General features: G+C 34.9%; 26 protein-coding genes and 4 pseudogenes. 19 read left to right on the top strand and 11 right to left on the bottom strand.

From position 1 onward, the window contains the following. Positions 1–3 precede the first annotated feature (3 nt). The 9 genes and pseudogenes from OPR35_RS05180 to OPR35_RS05220 form a co-directional block, all read left to right on the top strand. Positions 4–1929: a DUF4815 domain-containing protein gene (locus OPR35_RS05180; RefSeq protein ID WP_265024766.1), complete on the top strand. Its 1926-nt coding sequence runs from the start codon at positions 4–6 to the stop codon at positions 1927–1929. A gap of 17 nt (positions 1930–1946) precedes the next feature. Beyond that, entirely contained in the window at positions 1947–3125 is a 1179-nt protein-coding gene (locus OPR35_RS05185; protein WP_265024767.1) for a hypothetical protein, read from the top strand. Positions 3126–3129: 4 nt separating this feature from the next. After that, positions 3130–3333 (top strand): hypothetical protein, encoded by a 204-nt coding sequence (locus OPR35_RS05190; RefSeq protein WP_114516972.1) that lies wholly within the window; start codon positions 3130–3132, stop codon positions 3331–3333. Beyond that, positions 3320–4753 (top strand): hypothetical protein, encoded by a 1434-nt coding sequence (locus OPR35_RS05195; protein WP_265024768.1) that lies wholly within the window; start codon positions 3320–3322, stop codon positions 4751–4753. Before OPR35_RS05190 ends, OPR35_RS05195 begins: the two co-directional genes overlap by 14 nt. A gap of 10 nt (positions 4754–4763) precedes the next feature. Continuing rightward, positions 4764–5315 (top strand): hypothetical protein, encoded by a 552-nt coding sequence (locus OPR35_RS05200; RefSeq protein ID WP_265024769.1) that lies wholly within the window; start codon positions 4764–4766, stop codon positions 5313–5315. After that, a pseudogene (locus tag OPR35_RS05205) lies at positions 5308–6081 on the top strand (phage tail sheath subtilisin-like domain-containing protein); the annotation flags it as partial. The gene OPR35_RS05200 and the pseudogene OPR35_RS05205, both read left to right, overlap by 8 nt. 70 nt (positions 6082–6151) lie before the next feature. Further along, a complete protein-coding gene (locus OPR35_RS05210; protein WP_265024688.1) occupies positions 6152–7384 on the top strand; it encodes an IS256 family transposase in 1233 nt (410 codons plus the stop codon). A gap of 33 nt (positions 7385–7417) precedes the next feature. Beyond that, positions 7418–7819, top strand: a pseudogene (locus OPR35_RS05215) (phage tail sheath family protein); the annotation flags it as partial. 11 nt (positions 7820–7830) lie between these two features. Beyond that, a pseudogene (locus tag OPR35_RS05220) lies at positions 7831–7980 on the top strand (phage major tail tube protein); the annotation flags it as partial. 6 nt (positions 7981–7986) lie between these two features. On the opposite strand, the gene OPR35_RS05225 reads toward OPR35_RS05220, so the two are convergent. Further along, on the bottom strand, positions 7987–9399 hold the full coding sequence (locus OPR35_RS05225) for an IS4-like element ISWosp2 family transposase (RefSeq protein ID WP_264686125.1): 1413 nt from the start codon (positions 9397–9399) through the stop codon (positions 7987–7989). Between the two features lie 75 nt (positions 9400–9474). Between OPR35_RS05225 and OPR35_RS05230 the strand changes: the two are divergent. From OPR35_RS05230 to OPR35_RS05270, 9 genes and pseudogenes are all read left to right on the top strand, one after another. Next, positions 9475–9846: pseudogene (locus OPR35_RS05230) on the top strand (phage major tail tube protein); the annotation flags it as partial. A gap of 82 nt (positions 9847–9928) precedes the next feature. Next, positions 9929–10183: a phage tail assembly protein gene (locus OPR35_RS05235; RefSeq protein ID WP_262986551.1), complete on the top strand. Its 255-nt coding sequence runs from the start codon at positions 9929–9931 to the stop codon at positions 10181–10183. 115 nt (positions 10184–10298) lie between these two features. Then, positions 10299–12578, top strand: coding sequence for a phage tail tape measure protein (locus tag OPR35_RS05240; RefSeq protein ID WP_264954164.1), 2280 nt, complete (start codon positions 10299–10301; stop codon positions 12576–12578). Next, on the top strand, positions 12578–12934 hold the full coding sequence (locus OPR35_RS05245) for a phage tail protein (RefSeq protein ID WP_213863735.1): 357 nt from the start codon (positions 12578–12580) through the stop codon (positions 12932–12934). The genes OPR35_RS05240 and OPR35_RS05245 overlap by 1 nt, the downstream gene beginning before the upstream one ends. After that, positions 12931–13140: a tail protein X gene (locus OPR35_RS05250; protein ID WP_213863736.1), complete on the top strand. Its 210-nt coding sequence runs from the start codon at positions 12931–12933 to the stop codon at positions 13138–13140. Before OPR35_RS05245 ends, OPR35_RS05250 begins: the two co-directional genes overlap by 4 nt. Beyond that, complete coding sequence (locus OPR35_RS05255) at positions 13141–14076, top strand: contractile injection system protein, VgrG/Pvc8 family (RefSeq protein WP_213863737.1); 936 nt, start codon at positions 13141–13143, stop codon at positions 14074–14076. Between the two features lie 52 nt (positions 14077–14128). After that, positions 14129–14659 (top strand): ankyrin repeat domain-containing protein, encoded by a 531-nt coding sequence (locus OPR35_RS05260; RefSeq protein ID WP_265024771.1) that lies wholly within the window; start codon positions 14129–14131, stop codon positions 14657–14659. 66 nt (positions 14660–14725) lie between these two features. Beyond that, on the top strand, positions 14726–14947 hold the full coding sequence (locus tag OPR35_RS05265; protein WP_265024772.1) for a hypothetical protein: 222 nt from the start codon (positions 14726–14728) through the stop codon (positions 14945–14947). A gap of 15 nt (positions 14948–14962) precedes the next feature. Beyond that, entirely contained in the window at positions 14963–15871 is a 909-nt protein-coding gene (locus tag OPR35_RS05270; RefSeq protein ID WP_265024773.1) for a patatin-like phospholipase family protein, read from the top strand. Positions 15872–15994: 123 nt separating this feature from the next. Here OPR35_RS05270 and wmk read toward each other — a convergent pair whose 3' ends face one another. The 9 genes from wmk to OPR35_RS05315 form a co-directional block, all read right to left on the bottom strand. Next, the gene (gene wmk / locus OPR35_RS05275; protein ID WP_265024774.1) at positions 15995–16918 is read right to left on the bottom strand and encodes a WO male-killing family protein Wmk; all 924 of its coding nucleotides are present in this window, start codon (positions 16916–16918) and stop codon (positions 15995–15997) included. 91 nt (positions 16919–17009) lie between these two features. Next, a complete protein-coding gene (locus OPR35_RS05280; protein ID WP_265024775.1) occupies positions 17010–17366 on the bottom strand; it encodes a hypothetical protein in 357 nt (118 codons plus the stop codon). Then, entirely contained in the window at positions 17320–18987 is a 1668-nt protein-coding gene (locus OPR35_RS05285) for a recombinase family protein (protein ID WP_264704331.1), read from the bottom strand. The genes OPR35_RS05280 and OPR35_RS05285 overlap by 47 nt, the downstream gene beginning before the upstream one ends. Before the next feature lie 268 nt (positions 18988–19255). Next, positions 19256–20206, bottom strand: a complete 951-nt coding sequence (locus OPR35_RS05290; protein WP_265024776.1) for a hypothetical protein — start codon at positions 20204–20206, stop codon at positions 19256–19258. 287 nt (positions 20207–20493) lie between these two features. Beyond that, positions 20494–21162, bottom strand: coding sequence for a JAB domain-containing protein (locus tag OPR35_RS05295; RefSeq protein WP_265024777.1), 669 nt, complete (start codon positions 21160–21162; stop codon positions 20494–20496). Positions 21163–21368: 206 nt separating this feature from the next. Then, entirely contained in the window at positions 21369–21572 is a 204-nt protein-coding gene (locus OPR35_RS05300; RefSeq protein WP_265024778.1) for a hypothetical protein, read from the bottom strand. Beyond that, positions 21550–22552, bottom strand: a protein-coding gene (locus OPR35_RS05305; protein WP_230608967.1) for an IS630 family transposase whose coding sequence is annotated in 2 segments (ribosomal slippage) — positions 21550–22041 and positions 22043–22552 — 1002 coding nt in all. Because the reading frame shifts where the segments join, the coding sequence is not laid out codon by codon here. Before OPR35_RS05305 ends, OPR35_RS05300 begins: the two co-directional genes overlap by 23 nt. Before the next feature lie 51 nt (positions 22553–22603). Then, positions 22604–22834 carry a helix-turn-helix domain-containing protein gene (locus OPR35_RS05310; RefSeq protein WP_265024779.1) on the bottom strand — a complete coding sequence of 77 codons (231 nt, stop codon included), beginning with the start codon at positions 22832–22834 and terminating at the stop codon, positions 22604–22606. Continuing rightward, positions 22818–23372, bottom strand: a complete 555-nt coding sequence (locus OPR35_RS05315; protein WP_265024780.1) for a helix-turn-helix domain-containing protein — start codon at positions 23370–23372, stop codon at positions 22818–22820. The genes OPR35_RS05310 and OPR35_RS05315 overlap by 17 nt, the downstream gene beginning before the upstream one ends. Before the next feature lie 121 nt (positions 23373–23493). On the opposite strand from OPR35_RS05315, the gene OPR35_RS05320 reads away from it, so the two are divergent. Then, positions 23494–24459, top strand: coding sequence for an Rpn family recombination-promoting nuclease/putative transposase (locus OPR35_RS05320; protein ID WP_264706885.1), 966 nt, complete (start codon positions 23494–23496; stop codon positions 24457–24459). A 294-nt stretch (positions 24460–24753) separates the two neighbouring features. Here the strand turns inward: OPR35_RS05320 and OPR35_RS05325 are convergent, their stop codons facing one another. Further along, positions 24754–25986, bottom strand: coding sequence for an IS256 family transposase (locus OPR35_RS05325; protein ID WP_265024688.1), 1233 nt, complete (start codon positions 25984–25986; stop codon positions 24754–24756). Positions 25987–26048: the final 62 nt, after the last annotated feature.

Below are 26048 nucleotides of genomic sequence, written 5' to 3' on the forward strand. Positions count from 1 at the left end.
AGAATGACTTTGAATAGCTATTATAATCGCTTTAATCCTGACAAAGAATACGAAAAAAGCTTATTTCTTGCAGGAAGAGGTCTACAGTCTGCAGAACTAAACGAGACTCAGGAATATGCTCTCTCTAAGCTTAAAGGTATAGGCGATGCAATATTTCGTGATGGCGATGTTATAACAAGAAGCAATTGTATTATAGATGGGGAAGCTGGTAAAGTTACACTTGAGTCAGGAAAAATCTATCTTCGTGGAGCAGTTAGAAAAGTAGAAGCAAAAGAGTTTGTTATTCCACTGAGTACCACAGTGCGTATCGGTGTTTATTATCTAGAATCTACGATTACAGAACTTGAGGACGAAAATCTTCGTGATCCTGCTGTTGGTACACGTAATTATCAAGAAGTAGGGGCAGCAAGGCTTAAAGTTTCCACCATTTGGGGATACCAAGTAGAAAGTGTTACTGTTAACTCTACAAATGGCGAATTTTACCCAATTTACAATATTGAAAATGGAGTATTGATAGAACATTCACCACCACCACAAGCAAATATAGTAACTACTGCTCTTGCTCGTTATGACAAAGAGGCAAATGGTTCCTACGTCGTAAATGGTCTTGAAGTAATGTTCCTGCAAAAGGAAGAGGGAGAAGGAGGAAAAAAAATATTTGTGATTAATGAGGGTAAAGCTCATGTTGATGGCTATGAGATTGAACTTCCTCACAGTATTCGTGTTTCTTTTGATGAAGATCCGGATATAAAATCAGTTGAATCAGAACCACATACTTTTCAGCCAAATAGCCAAAGAGTAATGGAACTTAAAGTTAATGATTTTCCAATAAGTGAAATCAAAAAAGTAGATATAACCGTTCAAAAAACCATTACCATTACTCATGGTTCATATTCAGGAGCTGTTGATCCAATACCTGACTCTGCGGTACTTGAGATTATTCAAATTAAACAAGGCAATGTTATTTATGAAAATAGTACAGACTATAAGTTAAATGCAGGAAACGTTGATTGGTCATTACCCAGCAAAGAACCAGCTCCTGGAAGTAGTTACCTAATAACCTATCGCTGTCGCACTCATGTAAGCCCTGAAGATATAAGTGAAGAGGGATGTAAAGTAAAAGGAGCAGTTGATAACAGTCTGGTTTTGATTGATTACACCTGGAAAATGCCCCGCTTTGATTTAATTACTATCGATAGCAAAGGAGTGGTAAGAAGAATAAAAGGAATTTCTCACCCTTGGCGACCATCAATGCCTAGAGCGCCTAGTGGACAACTTTTGCTCTGCTACATTCATCAGACGTGGAAAAAAGGCGAAGGGGTAAAAATAGTGAATAATGCTATTCATGCTGTACCGATGAATGAGCTTGAAGCAATGAAAAAAGGAATAAATGATCTTTATGCTCTTGTTGCACAGGAACGTTTACGCAGTGATGCAAATTCAAGAGAACCTACTACCAAAAAAGGAGTATTTGTTGATTCGTTTTTTGACGATGATATGCGTGATCAAGGAATTTCGCAGTCTGCAGCAATAGTAAATAGAGAGCTAGTTCTGCCAATAGATGTAGAAGTTGCAGATATTGAAAAAGGTGGGGAAAGATATCTTTTGCCTTATAAACTTGAACCGGTACTGGAGCAGCTTTTACAGACTAAAGGAGAAAAGATCAATCCATACCAAGCTTTTGATCCAGTCCCGGCACAAATTACTCTAAATAAAAACATTGACCACTGGACAGAGGTTATCACTCATTGGAAAAGTCCAGTAACTAGAGTATTTAATGTTAAAGAAACAACAGAATTGCTGTCAAGTACTTCATACGAAGCTGAATTTATGAGAGAAGCAGTACAAGATTTTGAAATTGAAGGTTTTGAGCTAGGTGAAAGGCTTAAAGAAGTAAAATTTGACGGCATCATTATCCAACCTATGTAAAAATAAAAAGAAAAAAAGTGGAAAATCAAGGACAAATAAGTGGAAAAATAAAAATCCCAGCAAATATTCCAGCAGGTACTAAATTAGTACAGTTTTACGGGGATAAAGGAAGCTATGGAGAAGCAACTTATACTGGTAAAAAAACTATTACCATAGAAGAGAGAAGAAGAGTTATCGCAGCAAGACGAGTTGATCCTTTAGCGCAAACATTTACTCTAAATGAAAGCAGACACATAGGAGGTCTAGACTTATGGTTTATAAATAAAGGCAAAAAACGTGTTGTTGTGCAGATTAGAGAAACGGCAGTAGGAATGCCCTCACAAACTGTCATTGCTGAAAGCTATATTGAGCCAAAAGATATAAAGATAGATGGCACGGCAACACGTATTACTTGGTCACCAGTGTTTTGCCATGCAGGAGAAGAGTATGCAATAGTTTTACTTACCGATGATTCAGAGACAACAGTCAAAATAGCAGAGCTTGGCAAGTATGATGCAGTAAATAGCCGTTGGGTAACAAGTCAACCATATCAAGTAGGAGTATTACTGTCATCTAGCAATGCAAGTACCTGGACACCGCATCAGAATTTAGATTTAACGTTTCGATTACTAGCTGCAAAATTTAGCGAAAGTTCTCACGTTATTGATCTGGGCAAAGTTACTGTAAATAATGTATCAGATTTAATTGTTTTGACGAACGTCGAAAAAGTAGCATTTGATACCAATGTAGAATTTATTCTGATAGATGAAGAGGGAAAAGAAAATTTTCTATCTGATAACTTGTCGCTCGCGCTGCGTGAAAGACTATCTGGAGAGTTAACAGTAAAGGCAAATTTAAAAGGGTCAAAAGAAAAAAGTCCAGTGCTATATCCTGGGTTACAGCTAGTTATGGGTAATATAGGGGAAAAAGGAGATTATGTTACAAGAAGCATTACAGCAGGAGCTAACACTAAAATTACCATAACATATGATGCGCTAATACCTGGCACTGCAGACGTAAAAGCATATGTGCAGAAAAGCGTCAAAGAATGGCAGCTAGTAAATTTAACCTCGGGAAAACCAATAGGGGAAAATTGGGTAGAGAGAACTCATGTGCTAACAAACTTTAATGGTAATGAGACAAGGATAAAATTAGTTTTAAGTGGAACAGTTGTCTATCGTCCTAAAGTCAAAAATCTACGAATCATTATCACTTAGCAGAATGTCAGATGATAAAACAAGCAGAGGGTATCCACTGCCTCATCCAGAGAATATTGCTGTGCAGGATGTTGTTCGTATCCGTACTACAATTAAGAAAATAGATGAAGATATCGCTAAAAGAGAGAATGAGCACAATAAGCTTAAAAAAGCATTTGAACGACTGAATTTTGAGACTTTTTTGAATTTTTGGAATGACCATTGCTAACGAAGCCATAGATGCATTGCATCAAAGAATTAAAGATTTAGCAGCAAATAGCACACCTGATCAATTAGCGTACCTTGCTAAATCATTAGAATCGATGATAGGTAAAAAAGCTATTTCTGATATTGCGCAAATGACTAAAGTAAAAGAAATAATTGATGCACTACAAGAAAGGCTTAGGGATTTAGCAGCAAATAGTACGCCAGATCAATTAGCATATCTTGCTAAAGCACTGGAATCAATAATCGACAAAAGTGCAGTTTCTGAAATTGTGCAGATGACTGATGGTAAGCTAAAAGAACTTCTTGATAGTGCAAAAAAACACTTAACTGATCTGGATAATAAAAAAGCTAGTTCTTTAGCAGTGATCTCTGAATCAGAGAAGCAGTTATTAAAGAGAATTGATGAAAAAGGGACAACAAATTTATCGCTACTTGATACGAGAAAGAATGCCAATATTGCAGCAATAAATAGCATTAGTAACAGTCATAAAGATGGTCTTAAGGGTTTAGTAGATAACTTTCGTGCTGTGAATGATGTGCCAAGTGGTTCGTCAATTATGAAAGAGATCAGGAGCAGAGAACCAACCAAGCTTAACTCCATAAATGATGTACCAAGTGGCTCATCAATCATGAAAGAAGTAAGAAAGCGTCACATGATTGAACCTGGAGCATTACCTTTCTTATTTGGTGTACTTGGCAGAAAAAATAATTATTTTGGCCACGGAACTTTTACGACAGAGCTTGGAAGGTGGAGTAGTGATATAACAAAAACCGACTATATGTTGCAATTACTAGCAGGTAGCCATACGTACAATACAGATTACGTTAGTTTTTATCGGCCAAGACAACTAAGTTTTATAGAGGGAAGTAAAGGAACATTTATTTACGGAGAGTTATGCACAAAAAGTTTTTCGGGTAGTTATGATGAGATATACTATTATCCGTATGCTGCACTTGGAGTAGTATTTGTAAAAAATACAACCAATGTGAACATAAATAAGACAATGGAATTTGTTGGATCATCGTATTCGAGTACGGAGTATGGGGGAGCAGGATTATTTGTGGGAACTCCTGATAACACTAATTCTAATAAATCAAGTATTTCAAAAATAGTATGGAAAAATGTTTACCAATACACGAGTTCTGATAGCAAGTTAGCCGGATCTGGTAATGTGGAGATTCCAGCAGGAAAAACAGTTGCAATATTACTTTACACATCATCTTATCTGTATTCCAGAACACAAGTTAGTCAAGGTATGCTTGCATCAAATTATGTACACAACTATGGTCAATTTATTCAGTGGGGGATTTATAACATACGTAGCAATGTTCTAACTACAGGACTTGAAGTAGATGTGGAGAGAACGCTAAAAGCTTGGCAATGTCCAGGATTAGAACGAACTAATCAAATATGGCAATGAGGAGGAATTTATGACTATTTATATACGTTTTGAAAACCACAAGCAGATTGAAACAACAACACTTGAAAACAAGCCAACTGGAAATGATTGGCATGAAGCACCAGAAGATTTTGATTGGCAAAAAAGCTATTGTCTAACAGAAGGGGAGAAAATTGTTGAAAGGAATAAGGAAGATATTGAGCTGGAATTATTGGAAAATGCAAAACTTTCTGCACTTTCTAGTCTCCGTACTTATTATAATAACTATACTCACCAATACGCAGGATATTCTCATCAGAAGCTTAAGTCGTACGAAATACAAGCAAAAGCCGCAGAAAACATTCTAGCAGCACCAGAATCTATAGACGAAAAAGATGCAGAAATTATAGAGCCATTAGCAAAAGTACGTGGTATTACAGTTACTGAAATGGCAAGAATCATTGAAGAAAAAGTAAAAAAAGCAGTAAAAGAAATAATGAAATGTGAAGAGTTGGAAGACATTACCAAGAAGAAAATTGCAGAAGCCAAAAGTGTAGAGAACTTACTAAACGATTTTAAACAAAAGATGCAAAGAAATGGCTGAAGAATTTTTGCACGGAGTAAATGTTATTGAGGTAACCTCAGGGGCAAAAACAGTACGTGCAGCTAAATCATCAGTGATAGGTGTAATCGGTACTGCACCTGAAGCTGATGAGCAAAAATTTCCGCTAAATAAACCAGTGTTAGTTGCAGGAAGCTTAAAGGAAGCAGCAAAGCTCGGAAAGAGTGGCAGTTTACCTTCTGCAGTAAATGGAATATTTTCCCAAATCGGTGCAACAGTAGTAGTTATTCGAGTTGAAGAAAGTGAAAACAGCGATCCAAAATTAAAAGAAGAAGAGACGCTGAAGAATATAATTGGAGGAGTTGATAAAGAGACTGGAGAGTATCAAGGGATAGAGGCATTCCTCAGTAGTGAAAGCATAGTTCATGTTGCTCCAAGAATATTAATTGCACCTCAATTTACTCACCAACTACCAGAAGATGCAGTGGTTGCAGCATTAATTCCTATAGCAGAAAAGCTGAGAAGCATAATAGTAGCAGATGGACCAAATACTAATGATGAAGAAGCAATAAAATGGCGAAAGAGCATCGGCAGCTCAAGAGTTTACGTCGTTGATCCATGGATTAAGTTATTTATTGAAGGAAAAGAAGAAATCTTGCCAGCAAGCCCATTTGTAGCTGGTTTAATAGCGAAAGTAGATAGCGAACAAGGATTCTGGCACTCACCTTCAAATAAAGAGATAAATGGTATTGTTGGAACAAGCAGGCCTATTGATTTTACGCTCGGTAATACAAATTGTAGAGCAAACGGGAATGTTCAAAAAAGTGTGTCAAACCGAAAAAAAAGTAATAAATTGATATAAAAAATGGAGGTTTGATATGAGTCAAGCAAATAGAACTACTGGTTTGGTAGATTATAAAGAATTAGAAACAAATATCCTGTCATCTATACGAGAAGGAAGACCATTGACAGGAAGAGATGGAGCATTAACACCGTTTATAAAAAGGCTGCTAGAGGCAAGTCTGGAAGGTGAAATAGAAAGCCACATGTCAGCTAAAAGTGAAGAAAATAACCGAAGAAATGGAAGGAATGCAAAAACTTTACGTACAAGTTCAGGCTCATTTGAACTATTAACACCAAGAGACAGAGAAGGAAGCTTTGAACCGCAAATAGTCAAAAAAAGGCAAACAAGCCTACATCCAGAACTTGAAGCAAAGGTCTTAAGTACATACGCCAGTGGCATGGGATACAGAGACATAGCTTCACACGTTGAGGAAATATATGACCATAAAATATCAGCAGCAGAGATATCCAATATTACTGATAAACTGCTACCAATAATCAATGAATGGCGCAGCCGTCCATTGCAATCAGTGTATCCAATAGTGTTCATGGATGGCATGTTTTTTAAGGTCAAGGAGGACGGACATTGCGTAAGTAAATGCATGTATAATATATTGGGTATAAATCAAAATGGCAGAAAAGAAGTATTAGGTTTTTATCTGGCTGAAAGTGAGGGAGCTAACTTCTGGTTGGGAGTTTTAAATGACCTCAAAGAAAGAGGAGTAGAAGATATTCTGATTGCATGTGTAGATGGGCTAAAAAGCTTTCCTGCAGCCATCAACAGTGTATTTCCCAGTGCAGAAGTGCAGCTATGTATAGTACACCAAATAAGAAATTCTCTGAAATATGTATCCAGTAAAGATGTAAAAGTTTTCATGAATGATCTGAAAAAAATATATCGTGCTTCAAGTAAAGAAATTGCTGAGAATTATCTGCTTGAGCTGGAAGAAAAATGGGGAGAAAAGTATCCTTTAGTTATAAAATCCTGGCAGAACAATTGGGAAAACTTATCCAGTTATTTTAAGTATTCTGGGCCAGTTAGGAAGCTGATTTACACCACTAATCCAATTGAGGGGTTGCATAGACAAATCAGGAAATTTACTAAAACTAAGGGTTCATTTACTAGTACAAATGCCTTGTACAAACAGGTATATTGTGCTATAAAAAAGGTAGAGCAAAGGTGGATTATGGCTCTCCCTAATTGGGCTTTAACTATGTCTCAACTTGATATTTTCTTTCCAGATAGATTGAAAATTGAGTTGAACTAAAAATGCGGCTTGACACACTTTTTTGAACGTTCCCGAGCAAACCATTTAAATGAAAATGAAGTAACAACGATAATTCATCAAAATGGCTATAGGCTTTGGGGCAATAGAACATGTTCAAATGACTCGAAATGGGCTTTTCTGTCAGTGAGAAGAACGGCTGATTTAATTAACGATAGTTTACTTAGGGCTCATTTATGGGCAGTTGATCGCAATATCACTAAAACTTATATAGATGATGTGATTGAGGGGGTGAATTCTTATTTGGCCAATTTAAAAGCCCAAGGAGCGATTATCAGTGGAAAATGCTATGCAACTCCCGAACTCAATACACCGGCGAATATTGCAAGCGGAAAAGTATACTTTGACTTTGAGTTTACACCACCATATCCGGCTGAGCAAATAATATTCAGATCCCATCTTGTAAATATAAGTTAGGAGAAAGCAAAGTGTTACCGAAAATACTGAGAAATTTTAACGTATTTGTAGATGGTCGTGGTTATGCAGGAAAAATAGATGAAATAACCTTACCGAAGCTTACCATAAAAACTGAAGAATATAGAGCTGGTGGTATGGATATTCCAATAAATATTGACATCTTACTATTACCCACAAATATAAAGTTCGTGAGCAAGTCGCCATCCTTCTGCTAGATCAAAGAGACGTCTCCATCCTTTCCAAATAGTAATGGGTCCTGGTTCTAGATCATTTTTTCTAGCCAAATGTCCTCCAAGTTGAGCAACCCATGAAACAGCTTCTTTTATAGTAGGAGTTGCATTTGAACATGGTTTTCTATGTATTTTTACATATAGAACTTTCCATTCTTCTTCGGCTAATAAGGTAGTACACGGTAATGTTGGATCAGTTCTTGCAATTGTTGTAATAAAGAAAATTCTCCAAGCAATAATACTCATTACTGTTAAATATCGCATCAACCTTTCTGCTGTTCCAAGCCTACATTCTTCAACTTTGAGACCAGATTTTAAAATTTTATGTAATATTTCTATTTTCCATCTAAGACAATACCACCTAACTTTTTCAACAGCTTCATCAAAGGTATTGACTGGAAGATTTGTTAAAAGCATCCACTCTAGCGGACTTGTTTCAGAAGGAAAGTCTTTTTCAACAACGTAAACTGCATAGTGTGGTAATTTAAGTAATTCTTCTTTCTTATGCCTAATACTATTCTTAGATGGATGCATAATAAACTTTCCGAATCTAACTTCCAAATGTGCTGTTCTTTTTGGCTTATTATCTTTTGCAGGAACTTCAACTTTTACCGTACCTGCACAATGAGAGGATTTAATAAATTCCCATAACTTCTGCTCACCTTTTTCAGGATATCGAGATTTTCTATTTACTGCCCTATCTTTGGAAGCTCTAACTAACACTGCCGAATTAAGATTATGTGCAAGCTCAAAAAACTCATATATATCTGCTTCTCTATCGCATATAGTTATAGTCTCAGTTTGAGTTGAATCAATAATGTTGTTTGTGTTGCTTAAAGTTTCTAACCATTTTATACTCTCTTTATCTTCAATGCGGATACTGTCATTGTTCTTTTTTTTTATGTTTTCAGATTCTTCAGGTCTTGAATAAATTTTTTGATCTAGTATCCCTAGTACCAAACCTTCTATACTAACAGCTAGAGCTGTATGCATTATAATACCTTGACTATGTTTTCTTGTAATAACTCCCAATCCACTTGTTTTTTCATGGTCTGTGTATGAAATATAACTTGTATCTTGGATCACAAAAATTTTTTTATGGGCTTTTGTTCTTTCAACTGTTTTAGCAACGTGTGAAGCTAGAATATCGCCTTCTTTCACGTTCTCATTTTGAAAAAAACGATATGCTGCTTTTGCTTCTGACCAACTTCCACACGCCTGATTGATTGAGCTTTCAGGTAAACTTGTAAAACTATCAGCAATATTTACTAATCGGTCAGTTAACCTTTTATCTCCAAGTACAGCATCTCCAAATTCATTTTCAGCCCATTCATTATTCCTGTTTGCCATTTTTTACCCTCAATGTTTGCAAACTTTAATGTTGTAATACTTTATTTTTATGTCCATTTATATTTGTGGGTAATAGTAAGTATTGACATGGGCATGGAAAAGCTTGAAGCAGATTTTACTTTTGCAGAATATGATTCAGAACTTTTTAGACTTTTTGGTTTGATAGATGGAAATTCAGTAGCTTTGACGCTCCGTGGTGGAATGCAAGGGAGTGGTAGTAACGATATTGAAGCTGTAGTAATCAATCTCAGGGGAATATTCAAAGAATTTGACTTTGGTAGCTGGAAACCTGCTGAAAAAGCCACTCTCAAATGCACTGTCGCTGCTCATTACTATAAACTTACTATAGGTGGTAATGAGTTAATAGAAATCGATGCTGAAAATATGATTAGAAAGATAAATGGTGTTGATCAGATGGCACTACTTCAAACGGTGCTTGGAATATGAAGATTTTTAGAATTCTATTTTTTAGATGTTGATCAAATAGTTACAACATTTTACAAGATTTTATTTTTTATAGGAGAATTTTATGCAAACTATCACACTAAACAACCCAATAACAGTTGATGGTATTTCTGTCTCAGAGTTATCGATGCGTGAACCTAAAGTAAGAGATTTACTTACTATAGAACGCATAGAAGGCGAAGCTTTGAAAGAGGTAGCTTTAATTGCTAATCTAGCATCTGTGCCAAAAGAAGTAGTTGAAGATTTATGTATTAAAGATTATGTAGAAATACAAAAGGTACTAAAAGATTTTTTGTCGCCGCTGGAACAGAGGAGTTAAGATTCAATATTTTAAAACTTAGCTCAACAACAGGAAGTGGAATTGAGCAAATTATTAATATGAGTATAAAAGAGTTTCTAAAGTGGTTAGAAGTAAGTGAAGGAGTAACAAAAAAATGTCAATGCTTTCAATAAAGATCGGTGCAACGTTAGATGGCAGTTTTAATAGTGCAATGACAGGTAGTACAGCAAAGCTTTCTAAGTTGGGTGATAGTATAAAGCAGCTTGATTCGTCAATGAAATCTGTTTCCAAATTTAAGCAACTAAATCATGATGCCCTTGAAGCCATGAAGAATTGGAAGGAAGCGGAGAAGAAAGCAAAAGAATCAGCTGCAGTAATTGCTAAAGAGAAGAAGGAAAAAAAAGAACCAAGCAAAGCACTGAGAAATGAATTCGAAAAATTGAAAGCATCGGCATCAAAGGCAAAAGAGGCTTATATCAAAAAGAGAGATACACTTCACACATTAAATGAAGAAATAAGGAAAAGTGGAAAGGATATTAAATCTTTAGTGAGGGATCAAACTAAACTTGGTTCATCTATTGAAGTACTTAAAGGGAAATACAGTAAATTAGGATCTGTAATACAAAAACAGCAAAATGCTCTGGCAAAAAAAGCTTATTATAGGTCACAAGTAATGGAAACTATAGGACTAGGACTTTCACTTGCAGCACCAATTAAAGTTGCGATTGACTTTGAAAGTGCTATGGCTGATGTTAAAAAAGTAGTGAGATTTGCTGAAGATGAGGCAGCTCACAATCAAGGAGCCGCAGAATTTGGTCAGACATTGAAGGAACTGTCCCATACGATACCACTGTCGGCTGCTGAGTTAGCTCAAATTGCTGCAAGTGGTGGCCAGCTTGGTATCGACAAAGATAAGCTACTTGGATTTACCACAACAGTAGCTAAAATGGCCACGGCATTCGATATGTCCGCTGAACAAGCTGGTGATTCTATAGCTAAACTTTCTAACGTTTATGGAATTGATGTTAGCAAAATGGAACACGTTGGTAATGTAATCAATCACTTATCAGATAATACTGCTGCCAAAGCAAAAGATATGGTTGAAACTCTAGCAATAGTTGGTGGTACTGCAAAACAATTTGGTCTTGACATCAAGGAAACAAGTAGTTTAGTAAATGCCTTCGTTAGTTTAGGTAAACAACCAGCAAAAGCAGGAACTGCCATAAATGCTTTACTTTCTAAGCTCCAAACTGCTGAAGGGCAAGGCAAAGAATTTAAAGCAGCATTGGAATCCATAGGCATAACTGCAGAAGAGATGTCACAAAAAATTGCTCAAAATGGTCAAGAAGCATTACTATACTTTTTTAAAACTTTAGAGAAAACAGATAAACAAGAACGTTCGCAAATTCTTCTCAACCTCTTCGGTCAAGAATATCAGGATGATATTGCACTACTAGTTGGAAGCTTAAAGAATTATAAAGATGCCATAAATCATTTAGCTGACGAGAAAAAATTTAAAAAGTCCATGCAAGAAGAGTTTAATAATCGTGCAGCAACTACAGCAAATAACTTGCGATTATTGAAGAATGCGATAGCAGAGTTAGGAATGAACCTGGGCTCAGTAATGCTACCTCCTTTAAAGTGGATAAGTAATATTCTAAGAGAGATAACTAACCTCATAGCTTGGTTTGCAGAGAAGTGTCCAATTTTGACTACAGGAGTTATGAGCATAATTTCAGCTCTTATTATTGGTAAGATTGCAGTGGTAGGTTTTGGTTATGCATTTGCATTGGCTGGAGGTGGAATATTAACTTTTAAGGCTATTTTGCAGGGAACACTTTTGCCAGTATTAACTTCGTTATCAGCTCGAGTAATTCCAGCAGTGATCATGGGACTGAAAGCTTTAACGCTAACCAATCCTATAGGAGCTGCTATTGCTGGACTATCAATTGGTGCAGCGCTTGTAATCGCTAATTGGCAAAAGGTAAAGAACTTTTTCTCAAGTATCTGGAAATCAGTGACAAAACCTATAGAAAATTGGATTAGTGTAGAAAAATTGTTTAATGATAGTCCAATAAAAGCATTAAAGAAACCAGTAGAAGCAAAAATAGGCAGTGCAACTAGTGAAAATAGAAATGTTTTTAGTAAAGGAAATCCTTTATTAAATAATAATGCTTTTAGTGGAATTTCGAATAGTAGAACGAATATTGAAAGTGTGATTACAGAAAAAAGTTCTGCAGGAGATAATTCAGAGAAAGTTTTAAAAGACTGTGAAAAGTGTGAACAAAAAATTTTCAATCAAACTTTTACATTTAATATAAGTATAAAAGCAGAACCTAACCAAGATGTACGTAGTCTTGCTGATGCAGTAATAAAAAGAATAAGAGAAAAATCGCGAGACGTTCTATTTGATTCAATAGAACCAATTTACTAATGCTATCACTTGGTCAACATAAGTTTTCTCCAACAAGTGTAAGGTATAGTAAAGAAAATCGTTGGAGTACAATTGAGTCTATTGGTAAAATACCTTCATTACAAAATATTGGCCAAGGTACAGAAAATATAGACTTAGAAGGAATAATTTATTTCCATAATCTCAATGATTTAAATCAATTAAAAAGTATGAAAGAAGCTGAGAAAAATCAGGAACCAAGTATCTTAGTAGATAGTTTAGGAAATGTTTTGGGAAGATTTGTTATTGTGCGGTTAGAAGAAAAGCAAATGTCGTATTTTCCCTGTGGATTACCAAAAAAGGTTGAATTTAGCTTAAGTTTAAGGAGTTATGTATGACAGTACATTATATAGCACGAGAAAATGAAATGTTAGATTACATATGTTTTAAGCACTATGGATATAGCTCTGGAGCAGTAGAAATAGTATTGGAGGCTAATCCTGGTCTTGCAGAGTATGGAAGTTTTTTGCCTGCAGGATTAAAGATCAGGTTACCTAGAATACAAGAGCAATTAAAAAAATCGAAGTTAAAAGTGTGGGAATAAATGAAACCTGAATTTAGCATTGAAGGAATAAAAGATCATGTAATATCGGTGCATCTTACTGATGAATCTGGTACTATAGATGATATCGCAGAGGTATGTGTTGATTATGGCAATGAAAATGTAGAAGTTCCAAATGAATTGAACATAGCACTAGGTTATAAGGAAACGGGAATCTTTCCAATGGGTGTATATACAGTCAATGAAGTTACGATACAAGGCCCACCTAAGACCCTACTAATAAAAGCTCATGCAACAAATTTAAGAATATCTTTGAAGGCAAAAGTATCAAAAGAATGGCGCCAAATTACCATAGAAAACTTAGTAAAAGAAATAGCTCAAAAACATGGATATGGATACAAAGTCGCTGAGGAATTTAAGAATGTATTGATACCCCATATTAATCAGGCAGATGAAAGTGATATAAGTCTGTTAACAAAGATCGCAACAGAGCGTGAAGCAATGGCAAAATTAGCTGGTGGGTATATATTGTTTATTTCAAAAAATATGGCAAAATCAGCCACAGGAAAAGCTTTAGGAACAACGACTATTAGAACTCAAGACACAATTAATTGGAAAGTGCATTTTACCGTACGTGATAAGTATAATTCAGTAGTAGCAAAATGGCACAGCTATGAAAAGGGCGAAACTATTAAAGAAACAGTTGGTAGTAGCGAGCCAAGTTATATTATGCTGGAACTTTACTCTAATGCAGAGTCAGCGCTGAGTGCAGCAAATGCCAAGTTGAAACAATTGAAGCGTAACAATGAAACTTTAGATATAACTATGCCTGGTAATCCTCAAATTTTTGCAGAAGCTAAACTTAATCTTATAGACTTTAACCAAGCGGTAGATGGTGAATGGATAGTTAATAGAGCGGAGCATACTCTAAATAGCTCAGGCTACCTTACTATGTTATCAGCATCTTTGAGTAAGTAACGTTAAGGAAAAATAAGTATATAGTCTATTCAATGTAAAGAAACTACTGAATATGAGTCAACTGAAATGTAATGAAAAGGAAAAAATACATTTTGTATGGTTTATAATATTAATGGTATGTGTTGTTATTACTTATTGCTACCAAAGATCTAAAGCTGCAGATAATTATAACAAAACATTACAAGTGGCTACTAATAATTGCAACTTAGAAATAGTAAAACTTTTAGTAAAAGACATGGCTCCAAACTTGAGTGGAACAACGTTACATTTTGCAGCAAGAAAAGGATGTTTAGACATTATCAGATTTTTAATAGAAGAGGAAAAAGTAAATATAAACGCACTTGATAGAAATGCATTTAAAAGAATAGCTTTACATCACGCTGCAGGTGAAGGACACCTAGAAGTTATTAAGTTTTTATTAGACAAAGGTGCAGACCCTACCATTAGAGACACAGATGGGAAAAACCCAAGAGATGTAGCTGTACTAAGATCAAGGCACAATAAAGATAAACCTTACAGAGAAATCATTAAGCTACTTGCAGAAGCAGAGGATCGATACGAATCAACAAAGAGTAATCACTGAAGCTATAAGTTTCTATAATCTGTATATAAACTTCCAAAACTATCCATAATGGATTAATATTCTTACATGAAAAAGCAAAAAATCCCAATAGCGGTAATAATAACAATAGCTGTACAGACTATAGGGTTCATATGGTGGTTGGCAAAACTCGACTTACGTGTACAAATCAATGATAAATTTATAGAAAAAAACCAAGGACTAATAGAAATAGTCTATCGACTTGAAGAGAGAGTGAAAAACCTCACTGAAGAAGTCAACGAACTTGAAGCTATTCACAAACACAAATAACGACTGAATTTTACAATGACTAGATATATCTTGTCTGTTGATGGCGGAGGCATAAGGGGCATAATACCAGCCATTATTCTAGCAGAAATAGAAAAGATGGCAAAGAAACCGATAGCTGAAATCTTTGATCTGATCGCAGGAACCTCAACTGGTGGAATTGTTGTAGCAGGATTATGTAAAAAAGATAAACCTCAATATTCTGCTAATGATTTAGTCGAGTTCTATCGGGAATATGGACCATATATTTTTAAGTCTTCATTTTTTAGGCGATCAATACTATCTTGGTTTCACTGCGCACAATATCCACATAAAAATATTGAATCTGTACTGGATAAATATTTTGGAGAGGATATTCTAAAAAAGACATTAAGTAATTTGCTAATCACAAGTTACGATATTAACAATAATTGTCCATTTTTCTTCAAAAGCTGGAAAGAAGGTAATATTAAGCTGAAAGATGCACTCAGAGCTACAACAGCTGCACCTACTTATTTCATACCAAAACATCTAAAAATCAACCAGATAGACAGAGTATTAGTGGATGGAGGGGTTTTTGCCAATAATCCAGCGGCTTGTGCATATGCAAGTGGTAAGAGGTTATTTCCAAATGATGATATTCTACTGTTATCGATAGGTACTGGCAGAACAGATAGAAGCATAGCCAATTCAAAGAGATTGGGAAAAATAGGCTGGATAAAACCACTACTACATGTGATGTTTGCCTCAAGTTTAGATGCAGTAAATTACCAACTTGATCAAGTTATAGGTGATAAATATATACGCATACAATCGCAACTAAAAATAGCATCACCTGACATGGATAATATTACATCAAAAAATATCAAATCTCTTCAGCAAGAGGCAAAGGCAATGATAGAGGACAATCAGGAACTGATAGATAAATTCTGTGATGTTATATCTTGATAAGTAGAGATGCCAAATTCTGCAGAGCTAAACAAGAGTTTAGAGTAGATATATTAACTACTTTTATTTATATCTTAATATATTATTTCTGAGTCAATAAACTATCGCTGTTTTTAACCCAGGCTAAGTTTTGAAAGCATAATTTTCAAGCTCCTCAATAGATAAATCTGTTATTTTAGAAATAGCATCAATAGAAACGTCCAACATACGTAAATTATTCGCAACTTTTATTGCCTCTGCTTTATAAATCTTTTCTTTGTAAACTTGCTTTCTTTGCGATAAAAATTCTACCCATATATCCAGTTCATCTCGTGATTCTTGATTGTCAATTTTTTTAGACTCTCTCACCCAACTTAATAGCTCGTTTTCTGCTTTGCAATTATCTTCTTCATACTTCTTCATCAGATCTTCAGCATTCACTGATAACTTCTCTGCTATTTCCCATAATCTTTCGCTTAAAATAGTAACACTACCTTGTTCATAGTGATGTATCTGTGATGGTCCTATATCTAGCTCTCTTGCTAAATCCTCTTGAGTATATCCCCTTATTATTCTCCATTTTTTTATCTCTTGTCCTTCGTTTGAATGCTCAGAGCCTTTTTTCTCATCATATTCTTCAGTTGATAAACCAGTTGCCCGATAGATAATATCATTATCAAACCCTACTTTCGCTAAGTTCTTGGCCATGCTTACCCTTGCAGCTTTTACATTATTTTCCTCTTCAGCTTGAATAAACCCAGTTAAGTCGCGAATCAACTTGCATGATTCTTGTCCCTTTATTTTTGCTATCATCCATTCTTTGTTAAAAGAACAATTTTCTCTCAGTACTTTTTGTCTAGGAAATAAGCTGCCAACATGAACTGATAATGCTTCCGCTATTACTTTTAATTTTTTAGTTGGAATGCCACATGCTCCTTGCTCATATCTTAGCAATGTATGATATTTTATGCCGGTTTTATCTACTAAATCTTTTAGGGTATACTTTTGTTTTAGCCTCCAGCTTCTTACTTTTTGTGCTATTTTGTATCTTATAGAGATATTTGCCATATCGTAACAATTTTACCGAAATAAACATCTGTTAGAAAGCCTTTTTCAATTTTATGGTTGTAAGTAAGAAGGGAAGAAAACCTCCCTTCGTTTAAAGTTTCCGAGAAGTTTCTTTACTACCTCCACATACCTTATCAACCCACGATAATGTTTCGCTATTACTAATTGTCTTTTCAACCTTATCTTTACTCCACTTGCCACTCCTAGGAAAACTTCCTTTTTCTACCGCTTCTGTGACCGTCATTCCTCCAAAAAAACACCCTTTTCCTATATTTTCCCCTCTCTTTTGTAGTTCAGACCACATTTCTTTATCTGCCACTCTGACCTCTACTTGACTGTCATTTTCCGCATTATGGTATACTACAATTTTTAGGCTACCAATACTTGTAGGAAATGTTATTTCAAATACACCTACGACAATGTTGCAAATTTTTATTTTCCTTTCCATTATGTCCAGAAGAGTTCGGTAGCTCTTTTACGCGAAATACCACATTTACGTCCTCAAGGTTAATTTCAATTCTCTTGACCAATGTTCTGATAATATCACGTTTAGTTAACCAGTCTGCGTTATCAAGGTTTAACGTAATATTGGAAGAAAAGTCTTCTAAATTGGCCACAACCAGAGTTACCTCCTGTTCTAATTCCTTTTGATAAAATATCTTTTTCTTCTCTTCTTTAATTGTTTTTAAGCTTTGTTTCATTGCTTTAATTCGTGGTTCAAATTCCTCTTGATTGATATATTCTTGAGCATAACTATCGATAAGTCTAGCAATACCACGTTTTAATTTATTTTCTTGTTTCTCTAGCAGGTCACTTTTTTGATCCAATGATGATTTTTTTAGTTCTGAAAGCCTACGCTTGTATTCTTCTAAAATCCTGTTTGGATTTTTCAATAACTGCTTAACCTCTTCCCACACAGCTGTTTCTAATGCATCTGAGCGAATGGGTTTATTGTCACAAATCTTATTACCACCAAAACGGTAAGAATCTTTACCACTACAACGGTAATATGCATAATGACCACCTTCTTCTTCTCGTCTACTTCTCATGCAAGTTCCGTAACATCCGTAATTACAACGCTTACATATGACTAAACCTTGTAGTAAGTACTTTGCTCCTCTTTTTCTTGTCCTTGCTACTTTTCTATTTTCAGCTAATTGTTCTTGAACAATATCAAATATATCTTCATCTACTATATTTGGCACTTTAATATAAATCCAATTTGCTTTTTCAACAGGATAGACAGAGTGGTTACTTTTTGGCTGCTCACAAGAGCCTTTCTGTGGTCTTACTTGCTTTAATCTTACTCCTAACCTTCTTCTACCAAAAGCTGCTTGTCCTTTGTAAGCAGGGTTTTTCAACATACTCCAAATTGTACCTTTATTCCAGCGTTCTTTTCCTTTTTGTGTCTTAATGGACATAGTATTTAGCCGACGACATACTTCCCCAATACTTGTTCTTTCTCTGCCTATCCACAAAAATACTTTACGAACGACATCAGCTTCTTTTTCGTTAATCTCAAATAAAGCTTGTCCTCCTCCCATATGCTTATCTATATAACGATAACCATAAGGAGCTCCTCCCATTACATTTACATAGCCTTTGTTAGCTGCATAGATTTTACCACGACGACTTCGTTCCATAATTTTCGCACGTTCATATTCTGCTATCATACCTTGCATTTGTAACAGTAATTGAGATTCTGGGTTACCGTTAATCTCATAATTTAAAAAAACCACTTTTGCTCCTGCTTTTTCAAATTCTTCAATCAGCACCATTTGATATGCATATTTTCTAGATAAACGATCAGGAGAATGAATGTAAATCTTATCAATTTTACCTTCTGTTACTTTATCACGTAATTTTTCTAAATCAGGGCGGACTAAATGAGATCCACTGTAGCCGTTATCAATAAATTTATACTCACTTAACAATCTGTATCCGTCCAGATTAATTTGCTTCTCTAAAGCTGCAATTTGACTTTCTATCGTATTTCCTTCTACTTGTTTCCCCGAAGAAACTCTCGCATATAAACATACTGTTACCATTTGACCCTCCTTGAATCCCATTTTTATGTTTTAAGTTTTTTTGACTTATTTCCTTTGACACTACCTTTTCATAAGCATCTGATAAGCATTGTTCTGCTAACCGATTAGGTTCATAGCTACAGCTAATTTGGATAGCTAATCTCTTGTTTCTCATGACTTTTCCTTGAAATAATATGTTCATATCATTCCTTAAAGCCGATGGTTAATTGATTATTAGCGCTATAAGTAAATCGGACTCTTGGTTCTGGACACAGAAGTTTTCGAGAAATGGTTTTCTCTAGTTTTATTTTTATGTTTTTTGCAACATTGTCGGTAGTGTAAAAGCACTATTATCAGACACATCAACGTAATTCCTTTCACCTTCTTTTCCAATTCTAACTTCAACCTTACTATTTCCTATTTCTATAACATCACCTCCTAATTTTACCTCTCCTGTGGTTAATCCTAAATTTTTTGTACCTTCCAATATTCTTGCAATATTTACCTTACTACTCTCAGAAAATTTCATAAAAAACGTCTGATTATCCATTTCCACGTCTTCTATGATTCCTTCATTTTCAATAGCACTTTCACCGATTTCTCTCAGTTCTTTAAGCCACTCATCTATCTGTGGACGAACCTCTTGATAGAGTTTGTTATGCATCTCACTTATTCCCTTATCCTGCAATAGATCGTAACTGAATATTGCTCCATTTAGCATCAATTCACATATTATGTCTTCCTTCTCATTTTTTTTGCATTTGATCAAAGGCATTTTCGATATTACTGTATCAGCAAAACTCTTCTGCCCTTCGCTATACGCATTTATCCTGATTCCAGCACTTAGTGCTTGGTCTATAGTCTTGTTCAGTTCTTCTACGCTTTTTGCCTTTACTACTCTACTTTTAAACCATCTTAATTCTGCATTTTCACTTGCACTTGGCTCTATCTTGCTTAAGGCTGGAATAAACGGATTTTGACGATTTGAAGATTTTTTGTTATAAACCTCACGTCCTTCTCCAAGATTGATTGATTTTTCAGAAACATCGCTAGGGGAAGGCACACCTTCAGGCTTCTCAAACCTGCTTTTATCATCAAATATTTTCGGATCAGTCTCATCTACAAGTATAAGCTGCTGATTTTTTTTGCTAGTACGCCTAATAGCACTATATAGTCCTTTTGGTAATTTTTTAGAATCAATGATTAACTCATAAGTATTTCCATCCATATCATCAAATGATACTGTTTTTTTAGTAGTCATATACCCTCCTATATTAAGCATATTATTCAAGTCTATAGAGCAATTTATTGCTTTACGATTAACTTAATACGCAAATTATAAAAAGATCTTGTATATTCTGCAACTATTTATAATAAAAGAATAGCTTTTTCAGGACTTTTATTCTTTAACTACAACTTAATATACAAACTATACAAAGATCTTTTATATTTTGTAATTCTCCAATACAGATTCTTGACTAAGTCTTTTTGCTACTTGATTTTATATTTCATTGTGTAGCCAAACTTCTCAAGCAATTGAAATTTGGTTTATAACAGCTCTCTTTCCTTAAAACTGCAATATCCTTTGTCTGTCATAATAATGTGATCCTCTAGTTCAATTCCCACTCCTTGACATGCTGATACTAATTCTCTAGTCATTACTTTATCATCTTCTGATGGTTCTAAACTCCCTCCTGGATGGTTATGAGCTAATATTATTGACGCTGCTTCCATTGATAACGCCTTTTTTACCACTTTCCTTTCAGATAAGTGTACTTCATCTATTGTACCAAAATACACTTCATCTCTTATCAAACGGTTCTGCTTATCCAAATATATTATCAGGACAGCTTCTTTTGCTGAAAAGCCTATGTTTACCCTTACATACTCTATCAGCTTTTCTTGGCTATCCATTACAGGGCCTCTTTTTAACCCTTCTCTGAGTGCTCTTTTATAAGCTTCTTTAACACATTCAATTGCTGCAGCTGCATGTTCGGTCATTCCTTCTATCATTTTCAGATCATCGATTTCTCGTCCTAAAATTTCTCCTATTCCTGGGCAGTTATCCATTAGAGTTTTAGTAACATCTTGTGCTTGCTTTCTGTCGTGAACTGCTCCTAGAAGCACTGACACTATCTCACGATCAAATAGAGCACTTCCTCCTCCACTCTGTAATACTCTCTCTATTTCTTCTGTAAGTTTTTTACCATTATTCATAAAATATACTCCTCGTTAATAACAAATTGTTTTTAATTATTTACTGCTGTTTTTTATCAGCATTGGCATAAAGCCATAGCTTCCGAGTGAAGTCAAATCAATTTTTCAATCTTTTTTACTTATTTTTTTATGAATAGGTTAAAATCTTAATAGATATTTATTTTTATCTAATTGAAAATTAATTCTTCATGTAAAAAAAATTGTTATTAATCAATTATTTTAGAAATAGCATCAGTAGAAAAACCTAACTGAAGTAAATTATTTGCAACTTTCATTTCCTCTATTTTATTAATCTTCTCTTTGTAAATTTGCTTTCTTTGCAAGAAAAATTCTACCCATATATTTAGCTCATCTCGTGATTCTTGGTTGTCATACCAAATTCCATTACTAATCGAACAAATAAGAAACATTACAAACTCGTTTAATAGTAGTGCTGGAAATACTGACAATAAAATTACACAGAACATCTGCAAGTAAGCCTATGGTATCGTAGACTCTGTTACGTAAAGTATTGTATTTGATATATTGCCACAACCTCTCAACAGGATTCAGTTCCGGTGAATAAGGAGGCAAGTATATAATGGTAATGTTTTCCTGAAATTTCAAACTTTTTGATCTATGCCAACTTGCACAATCCATTACAAGAAAGGCTTTTTTCGTGCCTAAATCTTTCGACATCTGCTCCAGAAATATATTCATACAATCAGTGTTTACATATGGAGCAAGTAGGCTGATTTTCTTACCACTTCTTGGATTTACCGCACTGTAGATATAGAAATTTTGTCTACCAATTTTCATTTTAACCTGCGTTCTGACCCCTTTTTTAAACCATCCGTGTCCGATTTTTGAATGAGTTCCAAATCGTGATTCATCAAAAAAACACCTCTTTTTCAGGGTGGGAATTGACTATTTTATTGAAGTATTTTTTAAACTCTTCTTGCTTGTTTTTATCTTGTTTATGGTGCATTGGCCTCGGTGTTATATAAGAAAATTTCATCCTTTGTATCTCACGGTGCACTGTTGATTTGCTAATGTTTAGGCCAAATTCCTCTGAGATTTTTATCTGCACTTCCTTAATAGTAATATTTGGATTTCTTTCTACCCATATTTCAATTTGCTCACGTTGATTTTTCTTTAATTTGCTTTTTCTTCGCCGCTGAGACGGGGCAAATAATCTTTCTACTCTACCAAATTTTAGATGCTTTATCCATTCAGTCAAAGCAGTCCTTGAAATTTTACATATTCTTGCCACAGCGCTTATACTACTTTCTTTTCCTGCTATCACCGCTTGTAACTTTTTTGAAACATATGCGTTATTTCTGACCTTTTTTAACATTTCTTTCGCCAAATTTACAACTTTTTCGTCTAATAGTTTTGACCTTAATGCCATTTATACCTCTCTATTTTATCTACTTTATTATCACTTCTTTCCCATTATTGTCTATCTGTTCTTTGCATAGTGGGAATTGGTATCAATTTTTCTATATTCTCTTGCCAAACTTAATAATTCATTTTCTCCTTCACAATCACTTTCTTTGTATTCCTTTATTAGATCTTCAGCATCTACTGACAATTCTTTTGCTATTTCCCATAACCTTTCACTTAAAATGGTGACACTACCTTGTTCATAGTGATGTATCTGTGAGGGTCCTATATTAAGCTTTTTTGCCAATTCTTCTTGTGTATATCCTCTTCCATTTTTTTATCTCTTGTCCTCCGTTTTGGCTTGTACAGCCGATATTCTCTCTATCAGCATATTCTTCAATTGGTAAGCCTGTTGCTCGATAGATAATGTCATTATCAAACCCTGCTTTAACTAGATTCTTTGCAATTTTTATTCTTGCTGCTTTTATATTACTTTCTTCCTCAGCTCGGATAGATTTGGTTAATGCATAAATTGCTTTGTGTCCTCCTGTTTTTTCTATAAAATTATACATTTCCTGGGTCTTAGCTTTGTCGAAACAACTACTTTCTTTTAGTACTTTTCGTCTAGGAAAGAGATTTCCAACAGGAATTGATAATGCCCCTGCTAATATTTTTAACTTTTCAATTGGAATGCCACATGTTCCTTGTTCATATCTTAGCAGTGTATGATAGTTTATGTTTGCTTTGCCTGCTAAGTTTTTCAGGGTATATTTTCTTTTTAACCTCCAGCTCCTTACTTTTTGCGCTATTTGGTACCTTATGGAAACAGTAGTATGCTTTGCCATACAGAAATAGATATTATACAGGTTAATACTACCAAATAAAGATATACAAAATGTTTGCATTTTAGTTGAATATTTCTTCACAACTGTGTATAATTATTAATGCTTTTTATCTTACTTTCTCATGGCTCTTTCGAAGTTTCTCGATCCCAAGAATGATATATCGTTCAAGCGCATCTTTGGTACTGAAAAAAATAAGGACATTCTTATTCACTTCCTTAATGATATCCTTGGCTTCACCGGCAAAAGTACAATAAGGGATATAGAGTTCTTAAGTACTATTCAAGACCCTGATATTGCTTCTAAAAAACAAAGCATTGTTGATGTTCTTTGTAGGGATGAAAATGGGCTGCAAGTCATAGTCGAAATGCAGGTCGCTAAAACTAAGGGCTTTGAAAAACGTGCTCAATACTATGCTGCTAAAGCCTATTCAAGACAGGCTGATAAAGGCGATCAATATCATGACCTTAAGGAAATTATCTTTATTGCTATAGCAGACTGTATTTTATTTCCTGATAAGTCTGAGTACAAATCAAAGCATACTATTCGCGATGAAGATACTAATGAGCATGATCTAAAAGATTTTTACTTTATATTTATTGAGTTACCTAAATTTCCAAAAACCAAAGAAGATCAGCTTTCAAGTATAGTTGAAAAATGGGTCTACTTCTTTAGATATGCAGATGAAACTAGTGAAGAAGAGCTAGAGAGAATAATAGGAAGTGATCTAATAATTGAAAGAGCATATGAAGAACTAAATAGGTTCAACTGGTCAGAAAAAGAATTTATAGCCTACGAACAAGAGATCAAACGTATTCGTGATGAACAGGCTGTCCTTGCTCAAAAGCTCGATGATGCTAAACATGAAGGCATCCAAATTGGAGAAGAGAAGGGCAAGAAAGAAGGCATCCAAATCGGCCATGAAAAAGGTAGAGCTGAAGGTAAGGAAGAGGGTATAGCAGAGGGTGAACAACAGACTAAAATAGCTGTGGCCAAAAACTCACTCAAGGCCGGTGTCTCTATAGATGTTATCGCTCAAATTACCGGTCTCTCTCATTCTGAAATTTTACAACTCAAGGAAAAAACATAATTATTCACTTCAACATTTATGAAAACCTTCTCTAAGTTCGACATATCACCTAATTAAGAATCTGGTGAACTATCTAAAACAGCTATGAAGATTGCACAAAGAATTATATAAATTACTATCATAACGTTACCCAAACTTCTATATCAAAACTACGTGCTGTAAGTTCAATATGGAAAATACATTAATCACTTAGCATTTAATGTCTACTTCATCCATTTTAGCATTAAGACTATCAAACTTGCTACTGGTTGTTTCCCTAAGGGAACGTTCAAAAAAGTGTGTCAAGCCGCATTTTTAGTTCAACTCAATTTTCAATCTATCTGGAAAGAAAATATCAAGTTGAGACATAGTTAAAGCCCAATTAGGGAGAGCCATAATCCACCTTTGCTCTACCTTTTTTATAGCACAATATACCTGTTTGTACAAGGCATTTGTACTAGTAAATGAACCCTTAGTTTTAGTAAATTTCCTGATTTGTCTATGCAACCCCTCAATTGGATTAGTGGTGTAAATCAGCTTCCTAACTGGCCCAGAATACTTAAAATAACTGGATAAGTTTTCCCAATTGTTCTGCCAGGATTTTATAACTAAAGGATACTTTTCTCCCCATTTTTCTTCCAGCTCAAGCAGATAATTCTCAGCAATTTCTTTACTTGAAGCACGATATATTTTTTTCAGATCATTCATGAAAACTTTTACATCTTTACTGGATACATATTTCAGAGAATTTCTTATTTGGTGTACTATACATAGCTGCACTTCTGCACTGGGAAATACACTGTTGATGGCTGCAGGAAAGCTTTTTAGCCCATCTACACATGCAATCAGAATATCTTCTACTCCTCTTTCTTTGAGGTCATTTAAAACTCCCAACCAGAAGTTAGCTCCCTCACTTTCAGCCAGATAAAAACCTAATACTTCTTTTCTGCCATTTTGATTTATACCCAATATATTATACATGCATTTACTTACGCAATGTCCGTCCTCCTTGACCTTAAAAAACATGCCATCCATGAACACTATTGGATACACTGATTGCAATGGACGGCTGCGCCATTCATTGATTATTGGTAGCAGTTTATCAGTAATATTGGATATCTCTGCTGCTGATATTTTATGGTCATATATTTCCTCAACGTGTGAAGCTATGTCTCTGTATCCCATGCCACTGGCGTATGTACTTAAGACCTTTGCTTCAAGTTCTGGATGTAGGCTTGTTTGCCTTTTTTTGACTATTTGCGGTTCAAAGCTTCCTTCTCTGTCTCTTGGTGTTAATAGTTCAAATGAGCCTGAACTTGTACGTAAAGTTTTTGCATTCCTTCCATTTCTTCGGTTATTTTCTTCACTTTTAGCTGACATGTGGCTTTCTATTTCACCTTCCAGACTTGCCTCTAGCAGCCTTTTTATAAACGGTGTTAATGCTCCATCTCTTCCTGTCAATGGTCTTCCTTCTCGTATAGATGACAGGATATTTGTTTCTAATTCTTTATAATCTACCAAACCAGTAGTTCTATTTGCTTGACTCATATCAAACCTCCATTTTTTATATCAATTTATTACTTTTTTTTCGGTTTGACACACTTTTTTGA

Source organism: Wolbachia endosymbiont (group B) of Protocalliphora azurea, from assembly GCF_947251865.1.
GTDB lineage: Bacteria > Pseudomonadota > Alphaproteobacteria > Rickettsiales > Anaplasmataceae > Wolbachia.